Genomic DNA, 22,194 nt, shown 5'->3' on the forward strand with positions numbered 1-22,194 from the left:
CGCTCATCCTCCCATCCGGAACAACACCGTATTCTGCCGCCATGTCCCGCCCGGAGTCGTCCCGCATGTCCACGACGGCGGCTCTCCCGGCGGTCTGGTCCCTCGTCCTGACGGTCGCGGTGCTCGGTCCGTTCCTCGTCTCCCCCGGCTACCTGCTCTTCCGCGACGCGGTGAGCACTCCCCGATCGTTCCTCACCGATTCTGCGCTCGGTCTGTCCGACGCCGCCGCCCGCGCGGTGCCGCAGGACGCCCTGCTGGCGTGGGTGAGCACCGTCGTCGACGGTGGTGTCGCGGTCACGGCGCTGCTCGTCGCGTCGTTGTGGGCGGCGGGATGGGGTGCGGCACGGCTGGTCGCGGTGGTGCTGCCGACGAGCGGAACCGGCGCCCGGCTCGTCGCGGCGACGGTCGCGATCTGGAATCCCTATGTCGCCGAGCGGCTGCTGCAGGGCCACTGGAGTCTGCTCGCCGGGTACGCCGCGCTGCCGTGGACGATCTGTGCGGCCGTCGCGATCCGGCGACGGAGACGCGGCGGCTGGGCGTCGCTGGCGGTCTGCCTGGCCGCTGCGGGGCTGACCCCGACCGGTGCCCTGCTGGCGATCGTGACGGCCTGCGCCGTCCTCGTCGCGCCCGGTGGGCGGACGCGGGTGCTGCCGCGCGTGGGCGGCGCACTCGCGCTGGGTGTCGCGGTGTCGTTGCCGTGGCTGATCGCGACTGCGCTCGCCGGTGGCGGTACCGAAGCGGACCCGGCCGGTGTGCGCGCCTTCGCCGCCCGGGCCGAACCACTGCTCGGCACGATCGGTTCGGTGGCAGGGCTCGGCGGGATCTGGAACGCCGAATCCGTCCCCACCTCGCGCACTACCGCATGGGCGCTGATGGGCACCCTGCTGCTGCTCACGGTGGTGGCGTGCGGGGTGCCGGCACTGTGGCGGCGACGTAGGAACTCCGTGATCGTCGCGGTCGCGGTGCCTGCCGTCCTTGCGGTGCTCGTCATCGCCCTCGCCGCGACCGGCCCGGGACTCGCCGTCGGCGAATGGGCGATGGTGAACGTGCCCGGCGCGGGACTGCTGCGCGACACCCAGAAGTGGGTCGCGTGGGCGATGCCCGCCTACGCGCTCGCCGCGGCGGCCGGCACGACCGTCCTCGCCCGGCGCTTCGTGGCGCCCGAACCGGTGTGGGCGGCGGCTGCGATCGCCGCCGTGCTGGTCGCGTTGCCCGACCTGGTGTGGGGTGCGGGCGGGCAACTGCAGCCCGTGCGCTATCCGTTGGGCTGGGAGAAGGTGTCGCAGATCGTCACGGCCGACGACGGCGACGTGGCGGTGCTGCCCGTGGGCATGTTCCGGGTCTTCGACTTCTCCGGGCCCGTACCGGTGCTCGATCCGTCCCCGCGCATGCTGCGCGCCGACGTCCTGCAGACCGGAACCCTGGTCGTCGCCGAGGGCAGTGTCGCCGGGGAGGGTCGTCGCGCGGAGGACGTCGAAGCCCTGCTGCTGTCCGGCGCGGATCCGAGTGCGCTCGCCGCCCGCGGGGTGGGCTGGGTGCTCGTCGAGCACGGCACGCCGGGCGAACTCGGTGACGCGCAGAGCACGCTCGGAGCCCTCGAGACCGCTTATCAGGACGAGGATCTGAGCCTGTACCGGGTGGAGGGAGTCACTTCGACTCCGTCACCCCATCGCGCCCTGGCGATCGGGGCGCACGTCGTGTGGCTACTGGTACTGGCCGGCGGCGCTGGCTGCGCGCTCGGGCAGCGGGTCGGCGAGCGTCGACGGCTCGTCGGCGCGCGGGAACAGTCCTGAGACGGTGTGCCCGAAGGTCGTGACGGACAGGACCTCGTGCACGCCCTCTCCCGTGGCCTCCCACGAGAACTCGCCCGCGCGGATGCGGGCCTTGTTGCCGAGCTGACGACGACGGTCGGCGTCGGCGATCAGATCGGCGACGGCGGCGGTCAGTTCGGCGGGCGAGTCCACGAGCACACCGGTCACGCCGTCGATGATCGAGTCGGTCAATCCCTTGGAGCTGCGGTAACCGATGGTGGGCACACCGTGCTGGGCGGCCTCGACCACCGCCAGTCCCCACCCCTCCTTGCGCGAGGGCATCACGTGAATCCAAGCGCGGGAGAGCAATTCGTGCTTGCGCTGCTCGTCGACATGGCCGTGGAAGGTGACGGCGTCGCCGATGCCGAGTTCGGCGGCCGCATCGCGGAGGTTCTGCTCCCACCAGCCGCCGCCGATGACGTCGAGATGCAGACCCGGGACGGTGCCGCGCAGCGCCGCGACCGCGGCGAGGGCGTCCTCGATCTGCTTGTGCGGCACCAGCCTCGAGAGCACGCACACGCTCGGGTGGGCCGTGCGCGTGTCGTCGCCACCCACCGCGACACCGGCGGGAACGGCGTCGACACCGTTGCGGACCACCGCGATCCGCTCCCGGTCGACCCCGAGAGCGCGCAGTTCGTCGGCGGACGGAAGGGAGACGGTGAGGTACTGGTTGCGGTGGTGCACGCGCGGCGAGAGCGACGACTCGATCCACCAGCCGAGCTTGGCCATCAGCCTGCCCGCGACCGGCCACTGTTCGCGGTGGCAGTGGTGCACGAGCACCGTGACGGGCGCACCGGCGACGAGCCGGGCGAAGAACGGAATGCCGTTCTGGGTGTCGATGACGGCGTCGGGACGGATACCGGCGAGGGGGCCGACACCGAATCTGCCTGCGAGGATCGCGGCGAGCGCGCGCGGATAGACGGTGAGCCGTCCCCCGCCGCGGCTGACGGTGATGCCGTCGATCCGGTCTCGCTCGGCGGCTCCGGGATAGGAGGCAGTCCGCAGGACGACGCGGACGCCGCGCGCCGCGAGCTGCGCCCCGACCTGTTCGAGATACCGCTCGCTGCCACCACCCTGCGGATGTCCGCTATCGCGCCAGCAAAGCAGCAGAACCTCCCGCACGCGGTGACCCCCTGTATGTCGACTCGACCACCCGGCCGGGCAGATGTGACTCGGACGATGACAGGGACACAGTAGCGGGTGCCGGGCGGCAACAGGTGAGGGACGAGTGTGAGGCCCGCACTAAGGTGACTGGACGTGCCATCGACGACCCGACCCCGCACCGACGTGACCCGGCTGTTCGCCCGCCGCGCCACACTGCGCCGCTCCGTGGGGTTGCTCGGCAGCTTCCGGTTCGAGCAGACGGCACCCGAGAAGTTCTACGGCGGTCTCGCGCGCGACACCGTCGACCTCATCGGCGATCTCTACACGGGTCTGACCGGCGCCGATCTGACGGGCACCACGGTCGTCGACGTCGGCGGCGGACCGGGCTACTTCGCCGACGCGTTCACCGAGGTGGGTTCGCGCTACGTGCCGATCGAGCCCGACCCGTCGGAGATGCACGCCGCCGGCCTGCAGGTGGGCGGCGCGATCCGCGGCTCCGGCCTGGCGCTGCCGTTGCGCACCGGGTCGGTGGACGTGTGCTTCTCGTCGAACGTCGCCGAACACGTCGCGACGCCGTGGGTGATGGCCGACGAGATGCTGCGCGTCACGCGGCCCGGCGGACTGATGGTGCTGTCGTACACCCTGTGGTGGGGACCGTTCGGCGGGCACGAGACCGGTCCGTGGCACGCCTTCGGCGGCGAGTACGCGGCCCGGCGCTACGCGCGCAAGCACGGCAGGGAGCCGAAGAACCGGTACGGGGTGTCGCTGTTCGACGTGGGCGCGAGCGACGGTCTGCGCTGGGCACGTTCGACACCCGATGGCGAACTGCTCGCGGCCTTCCCCCGCTACCACCCGAGTTGGGCGTGGTGGCTCGTGGACGTGCCCGGCGTCCGGGAGTTCCTCGCCAGCAACCTGGTACTGGTCCTGCGCCGACGCTGACCCGTCGCTTAGTGTCGTCGCCATGACCGCATTGGCCCTGGACGTCGGCGGCACCAAGCTCGCCGCGGCCGTCGCCGCCGACGACGGCACCCCGCTCGAAGCCCGATCCGTGCCGGTTCCCCGGAAGGACGTGTGGGGCGCGTGCGCGGGACTGTTGCGGGAGGTCGCGGAGATCGGCGAGGGACCGGTGACCGCCGTGGGTATCGCCGCGGCAGGACCGGTCGACACGAACGCCGGGACGATCGGCCCGATCAACATCTCCGAGTGGAGCTCCGGCTTCGCACTCGTCGACGCCGTGCGTTCGGTGTTCCCCGACGCCCGCGTCGATCCGGTGATGGACGGCGCGGCCGCGACCCTCGCCGAACAGCGCTTCGGTGCCGGACGCGATGTCGCCGACCTGCTCGGGGTCGTGCTCGGCACCGGCATCGGCGGCGGTCTCGTGCTCGGCGGCCGGATCGTGCGCGGCCGCACCGGAAACGCCGGCCACATCGGGCACGTCGTCTCGCCCTACGGCACGACGGTGTGCGCGTGCGGAGGCGTCGGCTGCATCGAGACCGTGGCGAGCGGCCCGTCGGCGGTGCGCTGGGCCCGTGCCCACGGCTGGGAAGGCCCCGACGGTGTCGCGCTGGCCACGGACGCCGAGGCCGGGGTCGGCGTCGCCGCCGCGGCCCTCGAACGGGCCGGGACGGCACTGGGCCAGGTCATCGCGTCGGCAGCAGCACTGACGGATGTGGGACGCGTGGTCGTCGGCGGCGGCTTCGCGCAATCGGGCGGGCACCTGTGGCGGCCGATGCTCGCGTCGGCGGCCCGGCACGCCCGCCTACGGTTCGTGCAGGACCTGCAGATCGTCCCCGCCGAACTCGGCGCACTGGGCACCCTCACCGGCGCATCGATCGTCGCCGCAGGTCACGACTGGATAACCTGACCGGGCACACCCGGTTTTCCGGCCTACCCTGAGGACCACATCGGAGTCCCGGCGGAAACCGGTGAGGGGCCGCCGGGATGCTCTGCGAGCAGATCGGCGGTACCGGATGCGGATTGCTGACATTGTGCGGAACAAGGGCTCGGCGGTGCACACGGTCGAGCCCGACACCACGGTGTGCGAGCTCATCGGCGACTTCGCGCGGTTCAACATCGGCGCGATGGTGGTGTGCGAGGGCAAGACCGTCGCCGGGATCGTCACCGAACGCGACGTCGTACGCGCCCTGCACGAACGCGGACCGTCGATCCTCGCCGCCCCGGCACACGAACTGATGTCGCGGACGGTGACGACCTGCCTGCCCACCGATTCGGTCGACAGTCTCGCCGAGACCATGACCGAACAACGGATCCGGCACCTACCGGTCGTGGTGGACGCTCGGCTGGTGGGGATCGTCAGTATCGGCGACGTGGTCAAGAGCCGCATCGACGAACTACAGACCGAACGCGACCAGCTCGCCTCCTACATCCACGATGGTGGCTAGAACTGATCAGTTCTCGCCGGTCGCGGCGTCGTCGGGAGCGGTGTCGCCGGTGGCACCCTCCTCTGCGGCACCGCCCTCGGTGGCGCTCGGGCGATCGAGGATGCTCACGCTCATCCCGTAGGGCAGGAACCGCACCGAGCGTCGCGGGTCGGTGTTGCCCTTGAGCGTGCGCAGCGCGTCGAGTTCGGTGCGATGGACCTGGTCGACGCGGGCCACGCCGTCGTCCTCGGTGGTGTAGACGACCCAGACGCCGTCGCCCTTCTCACCGGTGGTCTCGGGCCGCGGCTGCGTGCGCGTCGGCGCCACCGGCGGTTCGAGGAAGGAGAAGATACGGTCCTTCAGTTCCCGCAGTTCCTCACCGGCTTCCCGCACCACGCGGTCGAGATCTTCGGGGTCGAACCCGAACGGATTGTTCTCCGCCATGACATGTCTCCTGACCGTTGGGCACCCTCCAGTGTGGTGACGGTCGCCGATTCGCGCCACCCGGCTCCTCCCTCGCCCTACGGTGCAGTCGAGGGAGGAAGGAGACGTCCATGGTGAACGACACGGATCTGCAGCATCTGCGGCGGTGCGTCGAACTCGCGGAGGAGGCGGTCGCGGCAGGTGACGAGCCGTTCGGGTCGGTGCTCGTCGACGCGGACGGCACGGTCCTGGCCGAGGACCGCAACCGCATCGCCGGCGGCGACCGCACCCGGCATCCCGAGTTCGCGCTCGCGCGGTGGGCGGCCGAACATCTCGAACCCGACCGGCGTGCCACCGCCACCGTCTACACCTCCGGTGAGCACTGCCCGATGTGCGCGGCCGCGCACGGCTGGGTGGGCCTGGGGCGGATCGTCTACGCGGCGTCCTCCGAGCAACTGGTCCGGTGGCTCGGCGAGATGGGCGTGCCGCCGGCACCGGTCCGTCCGCTGCCGATCCGCGAGGTCGTGCCGGAGGCCGTCGTCGACGGGCCCGTTCCCGAGTTCGAGCAGGAGATTCGGCTCCTGCACCGTCGCTGCCATCTCGGAGATCGAGCCTTCCCGTCCCGTCCGGTCTGGTCACCCCCTGGTCAATAGTTGTAACGTGTTCTAGTGTTCGAGGTCACACGAATGCGGCCGATACACGAGCACAGCCAGGTGAGGAAGCGACATGACCGACTACGACAAGTTGTTCATCGGCGGCCGATGGGTGGCACCGTCGACCGACGAGAGACTCGAGGTGTTCTCCCCCGCCACGGAAGAGCGCGTCGGTTCCGTGCCCGTCGCGGGACCGCAGGACATCGATGCCGCGGTGTCCGCCGCCCGCACGGCCTTCGACGAAGGCCCGTGGTCGCGCACCACCCCGAGCGAGCGCGCCGAGATCCTCGGCAAGGCAGCAAAGCTCATCGAGGAGCGTCGTGCGGAGATCGGCGCCTCGCTCACCGCGGAGATGGGCCAGCCGCCGGCCTCGGTCGAGATGATGCAGCTGACGTCGGGCCTGGCCACACTCGACTACTATGCGGGGCTTGCCGATTCGTTCCCGTGGACCGAGGAGCGCACCGGCCTGTTCGGTCGCAGCCGCGTCAGCCGCGAACCCGTCGGCGTCGTCGCCGCCGTCATCGCGTGGAACGTGCCGCTGTTCCTGATGCTCAACAAACTCGGACCCGCCCTGCTCGCCGGATGCACGGTGGTCCTCAAGCCCGCTCCCGAATCGCCGCTGACGACGAACGTCCTCGCCGAGATCTTCACGGAGGCAGGACTTCCCGAGGGCGTCCTCTCACTCGTGCCCGGCGGCGCCGAGACCGGCGAGTACCTGGTCTCGCACCCCGACGTCGACAAGATCACCTTCACCGGTTCGACGGCCGTGGGTCGTCACATCGGTGAGATCGCCGCGCGCGGACTCAAGCGCTGCTCACTCGAACTCGGCGGCAAGTCGGCAGCGATCATCCTCGAGGACGCCGACCTCGACTCGACGATGCCGATGCTGGTGATGTCCGGCCTGATGAACACCGGTCAGGCCTGCGTCGGGCAGACCCGCGTCCTCGCGCCGCGGTCGCGCTACGACGAGGTGATCGAGAAGATGACCGCGACCGCGGCCTTCTTCCCCGTCGGACTGCCCGATACCGAAGGCGCACAACTCGGTCCGCTGATCTCCGCGAAGCAGCGCGATCGCGTCGAGTCCTACATCGCCAAGGGCAAGGAGGAAGGCGCGCGTCTCGTGCTCGGCGGTGGTCGCCCCGAGGGCATCGAGACGGGCTACTTCGTCGAACCGACGATCTTCGCCGACGTCGACAACTCCATGACGATCGCCCGCGAGGAGATCTTCGGACCCGTCATCTGCGTGATTCCCTACGACAGCGTCGACGAGGCCGTGAAGATCGCCAACGATTCCGACTACGGCCTGGCCGGTTCGGTGTACACCACCGACGTCGAGAAGGGCCTCGAGATCGCCTCGCGCGTGCGCACCGGCACGTACGGAATCAACTGGTACGCATTCGATCCGGGTTCACCGTTCGGCGGCTACAAGAACTCCGGCATCGGCCGCGAGAACGGTCCCGAGGGCGTCGAGGCGTACTGCGAAACCAAGTCGGTGCTGTACCCGCTCGGTTACGAGGGCTGATCCCGGAAAGAAAGGGGAGGATATGTGCGTTCTCGACGGAGAACTCGCACATATCCTCCCCTCTTTCGTGTTTCGGGAGGACGCGACCTCAGATGTACATCGCGGGATCGATGTACGTCGTCGGATCCACGAGCGGTTCGTGCTTCTTGCGGGACCGGACGGTCGCGGGGATACCCGTGGCGATCGAATCCGCCGGCACGTCGTGGGTGACCACGGCGTTGGCGCCGATCGCGCTGTCGTCCCCGATCACCACCGGGCCGAGGACCTTCGCCCCCGCCCCGACGGTGACCCGGTTGCCCAGCGTCGGATGACGCTTCTCCTTCGCCAGCGACCGGCCGCCGAGCGTCACGCCGTGGTAGAGCATCACGTCGTCGCCGATCTCGGCCGTCTCACCGATGACCACGCCCATGCCGTGGTCGATGAAGAAGCGCCGGCCGATGGTCGCACCGGGGTGGATCTCGATGCCGGTGAGGAACCGGGTGAACTGCGCGAGGATCCGCGCAGGTCCCTTCAGGGCGGGCACCTGCCACATCCGGTGCGCGATGCGGTGCGACCAGATCGCGTGCAGCCCCGAGTAGACGACGGCGTTCTCCGCGTCGCTGCGCGCGGCCGGATCGTGGCCGCGCGCAGACTGCAGATCCTCCCGCAGAGTGTGCAGGATACCCACGACGGCGATCAGTCCCGGATGTGTTCGAACAGCGGGGTGGAGATGTACCGCTCACCGAAGTCGCAGACGACGGCGACGATCAGCTTGCCGGCGTTCTCGGGACGCTTCGCCAGCTCGAGGGCCGCCCAGACGATCGCACCCGACGAGATGCCTCCGAGAATGCCTTCCTGGGTGCCCAGATCACGCGCGATACGAATCGAATCCTCGAACGACACGTCGACGATCTCGTCGTAGACCTCGCGGTCGAGCACGTCGGGCACGAAGTTGGCGCCGATGCCCTGGATCTTGTGCGGTCCGGGCTCGCCACCGTTGAGGATCGGCGAGTCGACCGGCTCGACACCGACGACCTTCACGTCCGGCTTGTACTCCTTGAGCCTGCGGCCCGCGCCCGTGATGGTGCCGCCCGTACCGATGCCGGCCACGAAGATGTCGACCTCACCGGCGGTGTCCTTCCAGATCTCCTCACCGGTGGTGTTGTAGTGGATCTCCGGGTTCGCGGGGTTGCCGAACTGGCGGGCGAGGATCGCGTTCTCGGTGTTCGCGACGATCTCCTCGGCCTTCGCGACGGCACCCTTCATGCCCTCGGCGCCGGGGGTGAGGACGATCTCGGCGCCGTAGGCGCGGAGCATCACGCGACGCTCGGTCGACATCGTCTCGGGCATCGTGAGGATGACCTTGTAGCCGCGCGCAGCGCCGACCATGGCGAGCGCGATACCGGTGTTGCCGGAGGTGCCCTCGACGATGGTGCCGCCGGGCTTCAGCTCACCGGACTTCTCGGCGGCGTCGACGATCGCGACACCGATGCGGTCCTTGACGCTGTTGGCCGGGTTGTAGAACTCGAGCTTCGCGGCGACGGTGGCGCCGGCTCCCTCGGTCAGACGGTTGAGCTTGACGATCGGGGTCCGTCCGACCAGCTCGGTGACGTTGTCGTAGATCCTGCTCATGCTCGATCCTCCTCATGGCCACACACGGCGGCTCGGGTCGCGGTCTCGGTCTATTGCACCATTTCGCCGTCATCGGACGACTCGGCGGGCCCATCGATGTACGAACGTATCCGTACGCCGTCGTTATTCCCCGGCGAGTCGACGTGTCGTCGCCCGGCCCGGCCTCGACGGGTTCGTGCCCCGCGAGATTTCGGACCGGCTCGACCGGGTTTGCCCGGCCACCGAGCACGGGTAGCCGACCATATGAGTCGTCACGATCTTCCCGTCCCCGATTACGACGAACTGGCGCCGGGCACGCTCGCGCCGAGGATCCGTGCACTCGACGAAGCACAGTGGACGATCACCCCCGCTACGGCACGGTGTCGCCGAACAGACGCCGAAACGCGGAAGACCCTGACTAGACCGAACACCGAACACCGACCCGAGCATCCGAGCATCCGAGCATCCGAGCAAGGAGACGACCGTGGTCGACTTCAACAGAGTCGTGCAGAACGCGAGCCGAGTCGTGGAGAACGCGAACAGGGCGATCGACGACGCCGGTCGCTCGGTGGGCGGATTCGTCCGGCGCGCCGTCGACCGGCCCGTCGACGCTCGGAAACCGCAGACGGTGACCGTCGCGGCTCCGCGCGCACAGGTCATGCAGTTCTGGCGCGATCCCGAGAACCTGAGCAGAGTCTTCGGCGACCACGTCCGGGTGGAGACGGTCGAAGCGAACCGGCTGCGCTGGACCTGGGAGAGCCCCGACGGGACGACGACCTGGGACACCCGCGTCGACGTCACCTCGGAAGGACTCGCGTTCGTCGGCGAGGACGACGCGGACACCCCGGGTCCTCGCGTAGTGCTCGCGGTGTCCGACGCGCCCCGAGGCGGCACCGAGATGACCCTGCGCGCCGAGGTTCCCGTCCCCGATCTCGTCACCGGCGCCCTGACCTTCACTGCGCTCTACCGTGCGCGGGCTCTCATGCAGACCGGTGAGATCCCCACCCTGCAGGGCAGTCCGAGTGCCCGTGCATCGGAAGGAGACGCGTGATGCGAGCCCTGTGCTGGATAGGGGTGAACGAGTTGTCGGTGGAGACGGTCGACGATCCCGGCCTGGTCAACCCGCACGACGTGATCGTGGCGGTCCGCCTCACCACGACCTGCGGGTCCGATCTGCACTTCCTCGGCGGGTACCTGCCGGGGATGCGGGTGGGCGACGTGATCGGCCACGAGTTCATGGGCGAGATCGTCGACACCGGCCCGGAGGTGACGAACGTGCGGGTCGGCGACCGGGTGGTCGTGCCGTCGTTCATCGGATGCGGGAAGTGCCCGTACTGCGCCGACGGCCTGCACGCGGTGTGCGACACCACCAACCCGAACGCCGCGATGCAGCAACCCGTGCTGGGCTATCCCACCGGCGGAATCTACGGCTACACCCATCCCTTCGGCGGGTACCAGGGTTCGCACGCCGAGTACATCCGCGTGCCCTTCGGCGACGTCAACTGCTTCCAGATCCCCGACGGTGTCGGCGACGAACAGGCCCTGTTTTTGTCGGACGCGGTACCGACGGGCTACATGGGCGCCGACTTCTGCGACATCACCCCGGGCGACACCGTGGCGGTCTGGGGCGCCGGCGCCGTCGGTCTCATGGCCGCGGCAAGCGCGAAGATCATGGGCGCCGACAGGGTGATCGTGATCGACCGTTTCCGAGACCGCCTCGACCGCGCCGCGAAGAAGGTCGGCGCCGAAACCGTGGACTACGCCGAGGTCGACAGCGTCTACGAGACGCTCCGCGAGAGCACCGGCGGACGCGGACCGGACGCCTGCATCGACGCTGTGGGCATGGAGGGTCACGGAACCGGCGTCATGCAGGCCTACGACAAGGTCAAGCAGGCGCTGCGGATGGAGAGCGACCGCGCGACCTCCCTGCGCGAGGCGATCCTGTCCTGCGGCAAGGGCGGAGTCGTGTCGGTGCTCGGCATCTACGGTGTCACCGACAAGTTCCCGATGGCGGTGCTGACGAACAAGAGCTTGACCCTGCGGACGGCGCAGCAACACGGCCAGCGGTACATGCCCACCCTGTTCGAACACGTCCTCGAGAGCAGGTTGGACCCGAGTTGGCTCATGACGCACGACCTTCCGCTCACCGACGCGGTACGCGGCTACGAGATGTTCAAGAACAAGGAGGACGACTGCCTGCGCGCGGTCTTCCGCCCCTAGGTCGTCACCGGTCGGATTTCTTCAATACGAGCGCACGGTCGGCGTCCGACACTGGCGCCATGACGAATTCGGTGAACCCCATCCCCGAGGGATACACCTCCCTCACCCCCTTCCTCGTCGTCGACGGTGCCTCCCGCGCGATCGACTTCTACTGCGACGCGTTCGGAGCGACCGTCGTCGAGCGGATGGACGGCCCCGACGGGACGGTGATGCACGCAGAGCTCGACTTCGACAACGGCCGACTGCAATTGAGCGATCCCCATCCCGGCATCGGCCTGCACGCGCCGAGCGGAACGAACGACGTCGACCATTCGTACGTGCTGTACTGCGCGGACGCCGACGCCGTGTTCGCGCGGGCCGTCGCCCTCGGTGCCCGGGTGTTCGAGGAACCGTCGACCTTCGTCACCGGCGACCGGTTCGCGTCGATCCTCGATCCGTTCGGTCATCGGTGGGCCGTGATGACGCGGGTCGAGAACGTGCCCGCGGAGGAAGCGAAGCGACGGCTCGACGAGTGGGCGGCAACGCAGAACGCGTGAGGTGTAAAGCAGTTGCCCACGGAGCACCCTTCGGTGCACGCTGACTAGGATCTTCCTCCCGGATGTTCCGTACGAGAGCCGGGGGGATCAGTGTTCGACAAGAGGCGTGCGCAGAAGCGATTCGACGACGGCGTGATGGCCCTGGGCTATTTCGTCAAGGGAAGGCGACAGCGCACGGACTGCGCCGTCGCCCGGCAATGCCCCCACCAGTGCCGCACACTTCCGACCGATACGACTCGAACCACGCACGAGACGACCCGCTCGCCGACGGAAGTAGTTGCAGTGCATCGTCGAACTACGTCACCGGTCGGCGTGGCACAACCGAGATATCCGCTGTGAACGATTTCCCGGATTTCACCCCACAGACGGCGATGCCGCCCCCGGGAAACCGGGAACGGCATTCGTCGTCGTGTACGGACTCAGCCGAGGCGCTGCTTGAGGGCCTCGAACTCGTCGCGGATGCCCGAGGGCACCTTCTCACCGAGGAACTCGAACCACTCGGCGATGCCGTCGATCTCGGACTTCCACTCCTCGACGTCGACCTTCAGGGCCTCGTCGACGTCGGCGGGATCGACATCGAGACCGTCGAGCGTGAGGTCGGCGGCGCTGGGCACGTAGCCGATCGGCGTGGACTGCGCGCCGGCCTTGTGCTCGATGCGGTCGACGATCCACTTGAGCACGCGCGAGTTCTCGCCGAAGCCGGGCCACAGGAAGCGGCCGTCGTCGCCGCGACGGAACCAGTTGACGTAGAAGATCTTCGGCAGCTTGTCCTCGTCGGCGTTCTTGCCGAGCGTGATCCAGTGGTTCAGGTAGTCGCCGGCGTTGTAGCCGAGGAAGGGCAGCATCGCCATCGGGTCGCGACGGACGCTACCGACCTTGCCCTCTGCCGCGGCGGTCTGCTCGGACGACAGGGTCGCGCCGAGGAAGGTGCCGTGCTGCCAGTCGAAGGACTCGCTGACGAGGGGCACCGTCGTCTTGCGGCGGCCACCGAACAGGATCGCGGAGATCGGCACACCCTGCGGGTCGTCCCACTCGGGGGCGAGGATCGGGCACTGCGACATCGGGGTGCAGTAACGCGAGTTCGGGTGCGCGGCGTTGGTGCCGGACTCGGGGGTCCAGTCGTTGCCCAGCCAGTCGGTGAGGTGCGCCGGGGTCTCGCCGCCGATGCCCTCCCACCAGATGTCGCCGTCGTCGGTCTTCGCGACGTTGGTGTAGATGGTGTTGCCGGCCTCGATGGTCGCCATCGCGTTCGGGTTCGAGTCGGCGCTGGTGCCCGGCGCGACGCCGAAGAAGCCGAACTCGGGGTTCACGGCGTAGAGGCGGCCGTCCTTGCCGAAACGCATCCACGCGATGTCATCGCCGAGGGTCTCGGCACGCCAGCCCGGAATGGTCGGCTGGATCATCGCGAGGTTGGTCTTGCCACAGGCCGACGGGAACGCCGCGGCGATGTAGTAGGCCTTCTCCTCGGGCGAGATCAGCTTGAGGATCAGCATGTGCTCGGCCAGCCAGCCCTCGTCGTGCGCCATGGCCGACGCGATGCGCAGCGAGTAGCACTTCTTGCCGAGCAGGGCGTTGCCGCCGTAGCCGGAGCCGAAGCTCCAGATTTCACGGGTCTCGGGGAAGTGGGTGATGTACTTCGTGTCGTTGCACGGCCACGGGACATCCTGCTGACCGGCCTCGAGCGGCGCACCCACGGAGTGCAGCGCCTTGACGAACGGACGGTCGGTGCCGAGCTTCTCGAGAGCCGCGCTGCCCATGCGGGTCATGATGCGCATCGAGACGACGACGTACTCCGAGTCGGTCAGCTCGACGCCGAGCTTCGGGTCCTCGGCTCCGAGCGGGCCCATGCAGAAGGGCACGACGAAGAGGGTGCGTCCGCGCATGCTGCCGCGGTACAGCTCGGTCATCGTGGCACGCATCTCGTCGGGGTCGACCCAGTTGTTGGTCGGGCCCGCGTCGATCTCGCTCTTCGAGCAGATGAAGGTGCGCGACTCGACGCGTGCGACGTCCGACGGATCGGAATTGGCCAGGAACGAGTTCGGCTTCTTCTCGTCGTTCAGACGCGTGAAGGTGCCTGCCTCGACCAGCTGAGAGGTCAGACGATCCCATTCCTCATCGGATCCGTCGGCCCATACGACACGATCGGGCTGGGTGAGCTCGGCAATCTCCTGGACCCAGGCAAGCAACTCGGCATGCTGGGTCGGGAGCTTGTCGTCGGTACCGTTCAAACCGGGAATGGTCGCTGAGGTCATCAAAACTCTCCTGGGGTGTGCCCGGAACCGGGATCCCACCTCCGACCTGCACGTTCTTCTGTGCGGACGAGGGCAGACCCGGGCTTGCCCCTCTCGGCAGGGGTACCACCTACTTCGTCCGTGGCCGAACAGGCGAAGTAGGCGCCGGATGTCCTTTTCATAGAGGTTAACGTCGGAATGCCGACCGGCGTCACTCGGGGCCGGTCGGAAATCTCACAGAAACGATTCAGAACTTGCGCACAATACCGTCCCCTCCCCCTGCTGCGCAGCCGGATATGAATCACTTCGACTCTTCTCCGTGGTGTACGTCGTATTCAAGGCTACCTGTGTCCAGTCGACTCCACCGACCCGATCCGTCGAGCTCGCGACAGTATTCCCACACGCCGTAACGGCCGTCGTCCGCGATCACCGAGAGGCGATCGCTGCTGCCGTCGAGATCGGTGTCGGTGGCCACCACCAGACCGTCGCCCCAGTCGCCACCGACTCCCCAGTGCTCGGTATCGGCGACGACCGTCTCGGCGGCGCCGTCACCGTCGAGGTCGGTCGTCGGGGCGAGCTCGTCGGCCCAGGCGGCCAACTCGGACGGATCGAACCCGGACGGATCGAAGGGATCGGTGAACGGCTGGGGTGTGCCACCCGAGCCGGCGAATTCGGCCATCGTCTCCCCTTTCCGACCCGGCACGCGCCGGATCGCTCCTATCCGGTTGGACGCACCCCGGCACCTTGCGGTTCCGGGATGTGTCCGAGTGCCGCCAGGTCGCGTTCGCACGCGGCGGTGCGGGCACGCCGCTCGCCCCGGCGACGGGTGATCTCCGCGTCGATCGCGGCGACGCGTTCCCGCACGCGGGTCGCGTGCCGGTCGCGCGCAGCGACCGCGAGCGCGGTGGACTGCAGTTCCGTCTCGTGGATGCGGGTGCGGATCCAGGTGTCGAGTTCCGCCCGTACGGTCGCGAGCTCGTCGGCGATCCACCGCCGCATCCGGTCGCGGTAGGCGATTCGCCTACGGATCCGCATCAGCCATCCGGCGGCCGGAACCGCGCACGCGATCGCGACCACCAGCGACATCCAGCCCGGCAGGTCCCCGAACGGGGTGAGGAGCAGTCTGCCGAGACCCGCGCCTGCCGACGCACCGAAGACCACCGTCAGCGTGTCCTCCATCGACCGCGCGGTCTGCGGTGGGCGGGCCGTGCGCGTGGGTTCCGGCGCCGGAGTGCCCGGTGCGATCCGGGCCGTCTCGTCGGTGAGCCGCGCACACAGGTCGTCGACGTGGGTGTCGATCGTCGTGACCACCGCATCCGCGTCCGCGGTCTCGACCACCTCGCCCGCGGCGGTGGACGCCGCCCGCACGCGCATCGCGACCTCCTGCAACAGCGTCACCTGCAGCCGGCGCAGGTCGGGGCCGGAGGTCGCGGGTGGTGCTGCGACGGTGAGGCGGGAGCGCTCCGCACGCAGGCCCCCTTCCTCGTCCTCCGCGCTCAGTCGTCCGATCTCCTCCTCGATCATCGGCCGGGTGGCGGCGACGACCGCGGCGCGTGCTCGTCGCGGGTCGTGCGACGACCGGACCGTGGCGGCCAGGACGTCCCGCAGTTCGACGAGTCCGGACGCGGTGAGCAGGGTCTGCCGGACCGCCTCGCTCGCGTCGTCCTCGAGTTCGCGTGCCCGCCGAGCGGCCGCGGCGCTCACGGGCAGGACCACGACCCTCGGCAGCCAAGATGCGTGCCGCTGCAGGATCTCGACGTCGGCGTCGCGGACCGCACGCCAGTCGGGAAAGCGGTCGATGCCCGTCAGTGCGCAGACGACCTCGATCGACTCGGCTGCCGCCGAGCGGACGAGGTCGAGTTCGGTGCGGCCGATCGTCGCCGACGGGTCGAACACCACGAGGGTGACGGCGCGGCCATCGTCCGTGATGTCCAGCCCGCCCAGAGGTCGTAGCTCCGCTGCCAGCGTGCCGGCGCCGGAACCGGGCACTCCGACGACCCGCACGCCGGTCGCGGCCGGCCGGTGCAGTCCCATCCATCCGCGCGGGTTCCATCGGCGCAGGACGTCGTCGGCCGGATCCACGAGTCCGCTCGGCGGTGTCACCGTAGTCCCGCGGCGACGGACTCCATCGGGTCCAGCCCGACCAGGTCGAGTGTCTGTTCGACGAGTTCGCGCACCTGCGGTGCCGCCGGGACACCTGCCACGACCCGGGCGAACTCCTCGTCACGTAGGCGGCGCGCCACGACCGCACGCGCGGCGAGCCGTTCCCCGAGCAGTTCCTCATCGCGGACCGCGGCCACCTGATCCGGCGGCACCCCCGTCGCACGCGCGACGAGAGCGCACTCGCTGTCATCCGTCCCACCCGTCACCACGAGGACGAGGCGACAAGGATCCACGGCCGTCAGCGCGGCGCGGTCGGCCGGATGGGCGACGGCCGGGTCGAGACGACGCGGCACGACGTAGACGACGACGTCACCGTCGAGGACCGGGTCGGGACCGTCCGGCGTGTCCACTGCCACTCCGCCCACGGCCGCGTCTACCTGCCCACCCTCGATATCGACCCTGCGGAGCAGCAGTTCGCGTACCTGCGTCTCGACGCTCTCCCGGCCGGTCCCGGCCCGCCCCGCGACCTGCACCCGCAGCGCGGCCGTATGCTCGGTCAGCGCCCTGCGAATCAACCGCCCTGCCTGCGCATCCAGTTGTTCGACCTGCGCGGCGAGGTGGTGCCACAACTCCCCCGTCATGATCCCCCGATCGTCGGCGGAAATTGTCGCAGAGAGATCGCTGACAGGCAGCCGAACGAATGCTTCCCTGAGAAAACACTGTGGCCACTCAGGTCACTCCCGCCACACACTCTCGGAATACGCGACAATGGACCGGTGAACGAAGCCGATCAGCACACCACCGAGACGCTCGAGGAGCGCCCGACCCGCGGGAACCGCCTATACCCCAGGGTGACGAGTTTCCGGTCCCGCCGTGGATCGCTGACCGACCCCCAGCAGCAGTGCTGGGACCGTCGTTGGCTCGAACTCGGCAAGGAAGTCGGCGACGAACCGCTCGACGTCGACGCCTGGTTCGGTCGCTCCGCGCCCCTCGTCCTCGAGATCGGATCCGGAACAGGAACCGCCGCGGTCGCTATGGCCCAAGCCGAGCCCGAGGTGAACCTCATCGCCGTGGAGGTCTACAAGCCCGGCATCGCCCAGACACTGCAGAACATCGAACGCAGCTGCAACACCGACGCGCCGATCCGGAACCTGCGGATCCTGCGCGGCGACGCCGTCGAGGTGCTCGAGAAGATGCTGACCACCGCGTCACTCACCGGCGTGCGGGTGTTCTTCCCGGATCCGTGGCCCAAGGCCCGCCACCACAAGCGCCGACTCCTGCAGGCCCCGACGTTCGCCCTGATCGCCGACCGATTGAAGCCCGGTGGAGTGCTGCACGTGGCCACCGACCACGCCGATTACGCCGAGGCCATCGCCGAGGTGGGCGATGCCGAACCGCGCCTCGCCCGCTTCACCGGCACCTCCCCGATCAGCCTCGAACGCCCCGTCACCAAGTTCGAGGACAAGGCACACCAGGTGGGTAGCGCTATCAACGAGTTCGTCTGGGGGAAGATCGGAGCATGAGTGTCCATGAAGAGCTTCCCGGCGTGACCGACCCCTCCGCGATCGACGGTGTCGAGCCGGTCCGAAAGGTCCTGCTCGTCTGGGACGCACCCAACCTCGACATGGGCCTCGGCGCGATCCTCGGCGGCCGGCCCACCGCGGCCTACCGCCCGCGCTTCGACGCTCTCGGCCGGTGGCTGCTCGGACGCACCGCCGAACTGTCGCGTCTGCACTCCGCGACCCTCGAACCCGAAGCCACGGTGTTCACCAATATCGCCCCCGGCAGCGCGGACGTCGTCCGCCCCTGGGTCGAGGCCTTGCGTAATGTGGGCTTCGCGGTGTTCGCCAAGCCGAAGATCGACGAGGACAGCGATGTCGACTCCGACATGCTGGACCACATCGAGCTGAGGCACCGGGAAGGTCTCGCGGGTGTCATGGTGGCCTCCGCCGACGGGCAGGCGTTCCGTGAACCCCTCGAGCGGCTCGCACAGGAGGGCATCGCGACCCAGGTGCTCGGTTTCCGCGAGCACGCCAGCTGGGCGGTGACCTCCGAGATCATCCAGTTCCTCGATCTCGAGGACATTCCCGGTGTGTTCCGCGAACCGCTGCCCCGCGTCAGCCTGGAATCGCTGCCCGACGAGGGTGCCTGGCTGCAGCCGTTCCGACCGCTTTCTGCTCTCCTGGTGGGGCGCAAGAGCGTCGCCGAATAGGAGACTTACGTGTTCGACCGTTGGGGAGAGCTCGTCTACCGCGCGCGCTTCACCGTCATTGCGGTGATGGTCGCGGGGTTGCTCGCGCTCGCCGGGTACGGGCTGAGCCTGAACGATCACCTCAGCCAGAGCGGCTGGGACGATCCCGGTTCGGAGTCCGTCGCCGCTGCCAAGCTCGCCGACGGCACCTTCGGCCGCGACACCGCGGGCGACGTGCTGGTGCTGTACACGGCACCCGAGGGCAGCACGGTCGACGATCCCGAGTTCGCGGCGAAGGTCACCGACAGCCTGAACTCGCTGGTCGCCGAGCATCCCGACGAAATCCTCAAGATCAACGGTGCGTACTGGCCCACCGACGACGCGCCGTCGCTGCCGTCGCTGGCCGATCCGTCGCGTCAGCACGCGATCGCGTCGGTCGCGATCGCCGGCGAGGACGACACGGAGCTGACCGGCAACTTCCGCGAGATCAAGGACGCCTTCTACATCGACGGCGTCGACGTGCAGCTCGCCGGTCTGCAGCCGATCTCCGGCGCACTGAACGACACGATGGCCAACGACATCAAGCGCATGGAGATCCTCGCGATCCCGGCCGTCGGCATCCTGTTGTTCTTCGTCTTCGGTGGCGTCGTCGCGGCCGCTCTCCCGCTGATCACCGGTGGTCTCACGATCGTCGCGGCGAACGGCATCGTCCGGTTGATCACCAACTTCACCGAGGTCAACTCGTTCGTCGCACCGGTCGTCTCACTGATCGGCCTGGGCCTGGCGATCGACTACGGCCTGTTCATGGTGTCGCGGTTCCGTGAGGAACTCGCCGAAGGTTACGACACCCCGGCGGCGGTGCGACGCACCGTCGTCACCGCAGGTCGCACGGTGGTGTTCTCGGCGACGATGGTCGTCACCAGCCTCGGTGGTCTCGTGCTGTTCCCGCAGGGCTTCCTCAAGTCGGTCGCCTACGGCGCGATCTCGGCGGTCTCACTGGCTGCCCTGCTGTCGATCACGATCCTGCCCGCCATCCTGAGCATCCTCGGCAGGCGCATCGACAAGTTCGGCATGAAACGCTTCGGGCAGATCCAGTCGAACGAGCAGGTCGAGAACAGTTTCCTCGGCCGCCTGTGCCGCTGGGTGATGGTCAACCCGATGAAGGTGACCATCCCGACGGTCATCGGCCTGCTGCTGCTCATCATGCCGCTGACCGGCATCAAGTTCGGCGGCATCAACGAGACCTACCTGCCGCCCGAGCACCCCACGCGCGTCGCGCAGGAGACCTTCGACGAACTGTTCCCCGGCCAGCGCGCCGAGCCGGTCAAGCTCGTGGTCCGCGGCGCCGAGGGCGGCGACCTCAACAAGATCATCACGACGGCCAGCGAAGCTCCCGGCCTCGTCGAGAAGTTCCAGATCACCGGCCCCGCGAAGGACGGCGTCCGTGTGCTCAAGGCCGGTCTGACCGACCGCAACGAGTCCGCCGACACCGTCGAGTACCTGCACGCAGCCGAATGGCCCGAGGGTGTCGAAGTGCTCGTCGGCGGCACCCCGGCGATCGAGCAGGACTCCATCGGGGCCCTGCTCGAGACCCTGCCGCTGATGGTCGTGGTCGTCGTGCTGTTGACGACGTTGCTGATGTTCCTGGCGTTCGGCTCGCTCGTGCTGCCGGTCAAGGCCGTGTTGATGAGCGCCCTGGGTCTCGGCTCGACGCTGGGCATCCTCACCTGGATCTTCATCGACGGCAACGGCGCCGACCTGCTCAACTTCACCCCGGGGCCGATCATGTCGCCGGTGCTCGTGCTGATCATCGCGATCGTGTACGGCCTGTCGACCGACTACGAGGTGTTCCTGCTCTCCAGAATGGTCGAGGCGAGATCGATGGGGGCGAGCACCACCGAGTCGATCCGTATCGGTACCGCCCACACCGGTCGCATCATCACCGCGGCCGCCCTGATCCTCATCGTCGTCACCGGTGCCTTCGGGTTCTCGGAGCTGGTGATGATGAAGTACATCGCGTTCGGCATGATCGCCGCGCTGATCATCGACGCGACCGTCATCCGCATGTTCCTCGTGCCCGCCGTGATGAAACTGCTCGGCGACGACTGCTGGTGGGCTCCGGCGTGGATGAAGCGGATCCAGGAGAAGATCGGCTTGGGCGAGCCGATCCTCGCCGACGAACTGATGCCCGAGGACGTTCCCGAACTCATCACCGTCGGCATGTTCGGGCCGGCGACGGTCGCGGCCACGGGCGCGCACCGCTTCCCGGCAGGTGCCTTCGAGGGCGGCTCCGACCTCACGCAGCCGCTGCCCAAGATCGCTCCGCCGAGGCCGGCCGCCGAACAGCGCAAGCTCCGCGATCTCACGCCGCCGCCGGTGCGACGGCAGGCCCCGGGCCGCCCCCCGGTCCGTCCGGCCGCGCCCGCGTCCGGTCGTCCCCCTGCTGCTGCTCCGCGGAACGGCGAACGGGTGCCGCCCGCAGCCGGGCGTCCGATGCCGGCGAGCCGTCCGGAGCAGCCCGGTACGGGTCCGGGGCGTCCGTCGCGTCCGATCCCAGAGCCGCGTCGTCGCCCGGAGGGTCGGCCGCCGGTGGACGAGCGCAACGGCTCGGCTCTTCCGGGGCTCGGAGGCCCGGAGAAGGGTGTCCCGGAGAAGCCCGAACGTCGTGCCCCCGAGATGCCGCAGCGCGATGTCACGCAGCGCGGTGCGCTCGATCAGACACAGCGCGGTGCGCTCGATCAGACACAGCGCGGTGCGCTCGATCAGACACAGCGCGGTGCGCTCGATGCCACACAGCGCGGTGCGTCCGACCCGTCGTCGCCGTCGTCGGTGCCTCCGCTCCCCCGCCGTCAGCGCGGGGAGGTTCCGCCGCCGCTGCCGCAGTCCTTCATCCGACCGCCCGCTGTCCCGGGCGATGCGGAAGCTCTGCCCGGTGCCCCGGCTCCGCGTCCGAGCGAACCCGGCACCGGTCGTGGACGGGATCCGCAGGCGATCGAGAACTGGCTGTCGCAGTTGCGCCGTACGTCGCCCGGCGGGGAGTCTTCGGCCCAGCGACCGAGGCCCACTTCCGACGCACCGCGCCCCTCGGCGCCGGACTCGCAACGTCCCCCGACATCGGAGGCCCAGCGACCTCCGGCGCAGGGACCTGCCCGACCGCCCGTGCCGGGCACTCAGCAGCCGCCGACGCAGGGCATGCAGCCGCCGACACAGAACGGTCCCCGTCCGCCTCTGCCCTCCCGGTCCCGTGGTCCGGAGCAGCCGCCCCGCCCGGCCGGCGAGCGGCCGGAAGCGCGAGCGGACGAATCGCAGCCGGAGCAGAACGACGCGGAGTCGCGGAGGCGTGGACGCCACGGTCCCGACAGCGGCCGTTCGATCAGCGTCAGTGAGCTGATCGCCCGGCAGCGTCGCGACTGATCTGACGAACGAACC

20 protein-coding genes are annotated in these 22,194 nt (G+C 69.1%); 12 read left to right on the plus strand and 8 right to left on the minus strand.

What is annotated here, in order from left to right; translation table 11 throughout:
* The first annotated feature begins 41 nt into the window (after positions 1–41).
* The gene (locus tag KXC42_RS20435; RefSeq protein WP_219129495.1) at positions 42–1,793 is read left to right on the plus strand and encodes a hypothetical protein; all 1,752 of its coding nucleotides are present in this window, start codon (positions 42–44) and stop codon (positions 1,791–1,793) included.
* On the opposite strand, the gene KXC42_RS20440 is transcribed toward KXC42_RS20435, so the two are convergent.
* Entirely contained in the window at positions 1,704–2,933 is a 1,230-nt protein-coding gene (locus tag KXC42_RS20440; RefSeq protein WP_019290883.1) for a glycosyltransferase family 4 protein, read from the minus strand. The genes KXC42_RS20435 and KXC42_RS20440 overlap by 90 nt on opposite strands.
* A gap of 165 nt (positions 2,934–3,098) precedes the next feature.
* On the opposite strand from KXC42_RS20440, the gene KXC42_RS20445 reads away from it, so the two are divergent.
* The 3 genes from KXC42_RS20445 (at position 3,099) to KXC42_RS20455 (ending at position 5,317) form a co-directional block, all read left to right on the plus strand.
* Entirely contained in the window at positions 3,099–3,854 is a 756-nt protein-coding gene (locus tag KXC42_RS20445) for a class I SAM-dependent methyltransferase (protein WP_064853020.1), read from the plus strand.
* A gap of 22 nt (positions 3,855–3,876) precedes the next feature.
* Positions 3,877–4,779 (plus strand): ROK family protein, encoded by a 903-nt coding sequence (locus KXC42_RS20450; RefSeq protein ID WP_006552682.1) that lies wholly within the window; start codon positions 3,877–3,879, stop codon positions 4,777–4,779.
* Between the two features lie 106 nt (positions 4,780–4,885).
* Positions 4,886–5,317: a CBS domain-containing protein gene (locus KXC42_RS20455; protein WP_024102052.1), complete on the plus strand. Its 432-nt coding sequence runs from the start codon at positions 4,886–4,888 to the stop codon at positions 5,315–5,317.
* Positions 5,318–5,323: 6 nt separating this feature from the next.
* On the opposite strand, the gene KXC42_RS20460 is transcribed toward KXC42_RS20455, so the two are convergent.
* Complete coding sequence (locus KXC42_RS20460; protein ID WP_200358731.1) at positions 5,324–5,740, minus strand: hypothetical protein; 417 nt, start codon at positions 5,738–5,740, stop codon at positions 5,324–5,326.
* Between the two features lie 110 nt (positions 5,741–5,850).
* On the opposite strand from KXC42_RS20460, the gene KXC42_RS20465 reads away from it, so the two are divergent.
* Both KXC42_RS20465 and KXC42_RS20470 read left to right on the plus strand, forming a co-directional pair.
* Positions 5,851–6,372 (plus strand): nucleoside deaminase, encoded by a 522-nt coding sequence (locus KXC42_RS20465; protein ID WP_064256136.1) that lies wholly within the window; start codon positions 5,851–5,853, stop codon positions 6,370–6,372.
* A 73-nt stretch (positions 6,373–6,445) separates the two neighbouring features.
* The gene (locus KXC42_RS20470; RefSeq protein ID WP_006552686.1) at positions 6,446–7,894 is read left to right on the plus strand and encodes an aldehyde dehydrogenase; all 1,449 of its coding nucleotides are present in this window, start codon (positions 6,446–6,448) and stop codon (positions 7,892–7,894) included.
* 88 nt (positions 7,895–7,982) lie between these two features.
* Here KXC42_RS20470 and epsC read toward each other — a convergent pair whose 3' ends face one another.
* Together epsC and cysK are read right to left on the minus strand one after the other, a co-directional pair.
* Positions 7,983–8,561, minus strand: coding sequence for a serine O-acetyltransferase EpsC (gene epsC / locus KXC42_RS20475; protein WP_016932540.1), 579 nt, complete (start codon positions 8,559–8,561; stop codon positions 7,983–7,985).
* An 8-nt stretch (positions 8,562–8,569) separates the two neighbouring features.
* Positions 8,570–9,505, minus strand: coding sequence for a cysteine synthase A (gene cysK / locus KXC42_RS20480; protein ID WP_219129496.1), 936 nt, complete (start codon positions 9,503–9,505; stop codon positions 8,570–8,572).
* A 463-nt stretch (positions 9,506–9,968) separates the two neighbouring features.
* Between cysK and KXC42_RS20485 the strand changes: the two genes are divergently transcribed.
* The 3 genes from KXC42_RS20485 to KXC42_RS20495 are packed head-to-tail and all read left to right on the plus strand — an operon-like array spanning position 9,969 to position 12,240.
* A complete protein-coding gene (locus KXC42_RS20485) occupies positions 9,969–10,535 on the plus strand; it encodes an SRPBCC family protein (RefSeq protein WP_219129497.1) in 567 nt (188 codons plus the stop codon).
* Positions 10,535–11,704, plus strand: coding sequence for a zinc-dependent alcohol dehydrogenase (locus KXC42_RS20490; RefSeq protein ID WP_200360252.1), 1,170 nt, complete (start codon positions 10,535–10,537; stop codon positions 11,702–11,704). Before KXC42_RS20485 ends, KXC42_RS20490 begins: the two co-directional genes overlap by 1 nt.
* 59 nt (positions 11,705–11,763) lie before the next feature.
* Positions 11,764–12,240 carry a glyoxalase/bleomycin resistance/extradiol dioxygenase family protein gene (locus KXC42_RS20495; protein ID WP_019290872.1) on the plus strand — a complete coding sequence of 159 codons (477 nt, stop codon included), beginning with the start codon at positions 11,764–11,766 and terminating at the stop codon, positions 12,238–12,240.
* A 419-nt stretch (positions 12,241–12,659) separates the two neighbouring features.
* On the opposite strand, the gene KXC42_RS20500 is transcribed toward KXC42_RS20495, so the two are convergent.
* The 4 genes from KXC42_RS20500 to KXC42_RS20515 all read right to left on the minus strand — a co-directional run bounded on the left by KXC42_RS20500 (position 12,660) and on the right by KXC42_RS20515 (position 17,215).
* Positions 12,660–14,492, minus strand: coding sequence for a phosphoenolpyruvate carboxykinase (GTP) (locus KXC42_RS20500; RefSeq protein ID WP_064853025.1), 1,833 nt, complete (start codon positions 14,490–14,492; stop codon positions 12,660–12,662).
* A gap of 280 nt (positions 14,493–14,772) precedes the next feature.
* The gene (locus tag KXC42_RS20505) at positions 14,773–15,150 is read right to left on the minus strand and encodes a DUF6802 family protein (protein ID WP_006552695.1); all 378 of its coding nucleotides are present in this window, start codon (positions 15,148–15,150) and stop codon (positions 14,773–14,775) included.
* A gap of 38 nt (positions 15,151–15,188) precedes the next feature.
* A complete protein-coding gene (locus tag KXC42_RS20510; RefSeq protein WP_219129498.1) occupies positions 15,189–16,574 on the minus strand; it encodes a hypothetical protein in 1,386 nt (461 codons plus the stop codon).
* On the minus strand, positions 16,571–17,215 hold the full coding sequence (locus KXC42_RS20515; RefSeq protein WP_219129499.1) for a hypothetical protein: 645 nt from the start codon (positions 17,213–17,215) through the stop codon (positions 16,571–16,573). The genes KXC42_RS20510 and KXC42_RS20515 overlap by 4 nt, the downstream gene beginning before the upstream one ends.
* Before the next feature lie 135 nt (positions 17,216–17,350).
* On the opposite strand from KXC42_RS20515, the gene trmB reads away from it, so the two are divergent.
* Genes trmB through KXC42_RS20530 form a run of 3 tightly spaced genes read left to right on the plus strand, consistent with a single transcriptional unit; the run spans position 17,351 to position 22,179 of the window.
* Entirely contained in the window at positions 17,351–18,097 is a 747-nt protein-coding gene (gene trmB / locus KXC42_RS20520; protein ID WP_219129500.1) for a tRNA (guanosine(46)-N7)-methyltransferase TrmB, read from the plus strand.
* Positions 18,094–18,786, plus strand: coding sequence for an NYN domain-containing protein (locus KXC42_RS20525; protein WP_006552699.1), 693 nt, complete (start codon positions 18,094–18,096; stop codon positions 18,784–18,786). The genes trmB and KXC42_RS20525 overlap by 4 nt, the downstream gene beginning before the upstream one ends.
* 9 nt (positions 18,787–18,795) lie before the next feature.
* Positions 18,796–22,179 (plus strand): MMPL family transporter, encoded by a 3,384-nt coding sequence (locus tag KXC42_RS20530; RefSeq protein ID WP_219129501.1) that lies wholly within the window; start codon positions 18,796–18,798, stop codon positions 22,177–22,179.
* The last annotated feature ends 15 nt before the right edge of the window (positions 22,180–22,194 follow it).

Origin of the sequence: Rhodococcus sp. LW-XY12, from assembly GCF_019317345.1 — a bacterium.
In the GTDB taxonomy this organism is placed as follows: Bacteria; Actinomycetota; Actinomycetes; order Mycobacteriales; family Mycobacteriaceae; genus Rhodococcus; species Rhodococcus pyridinivorans.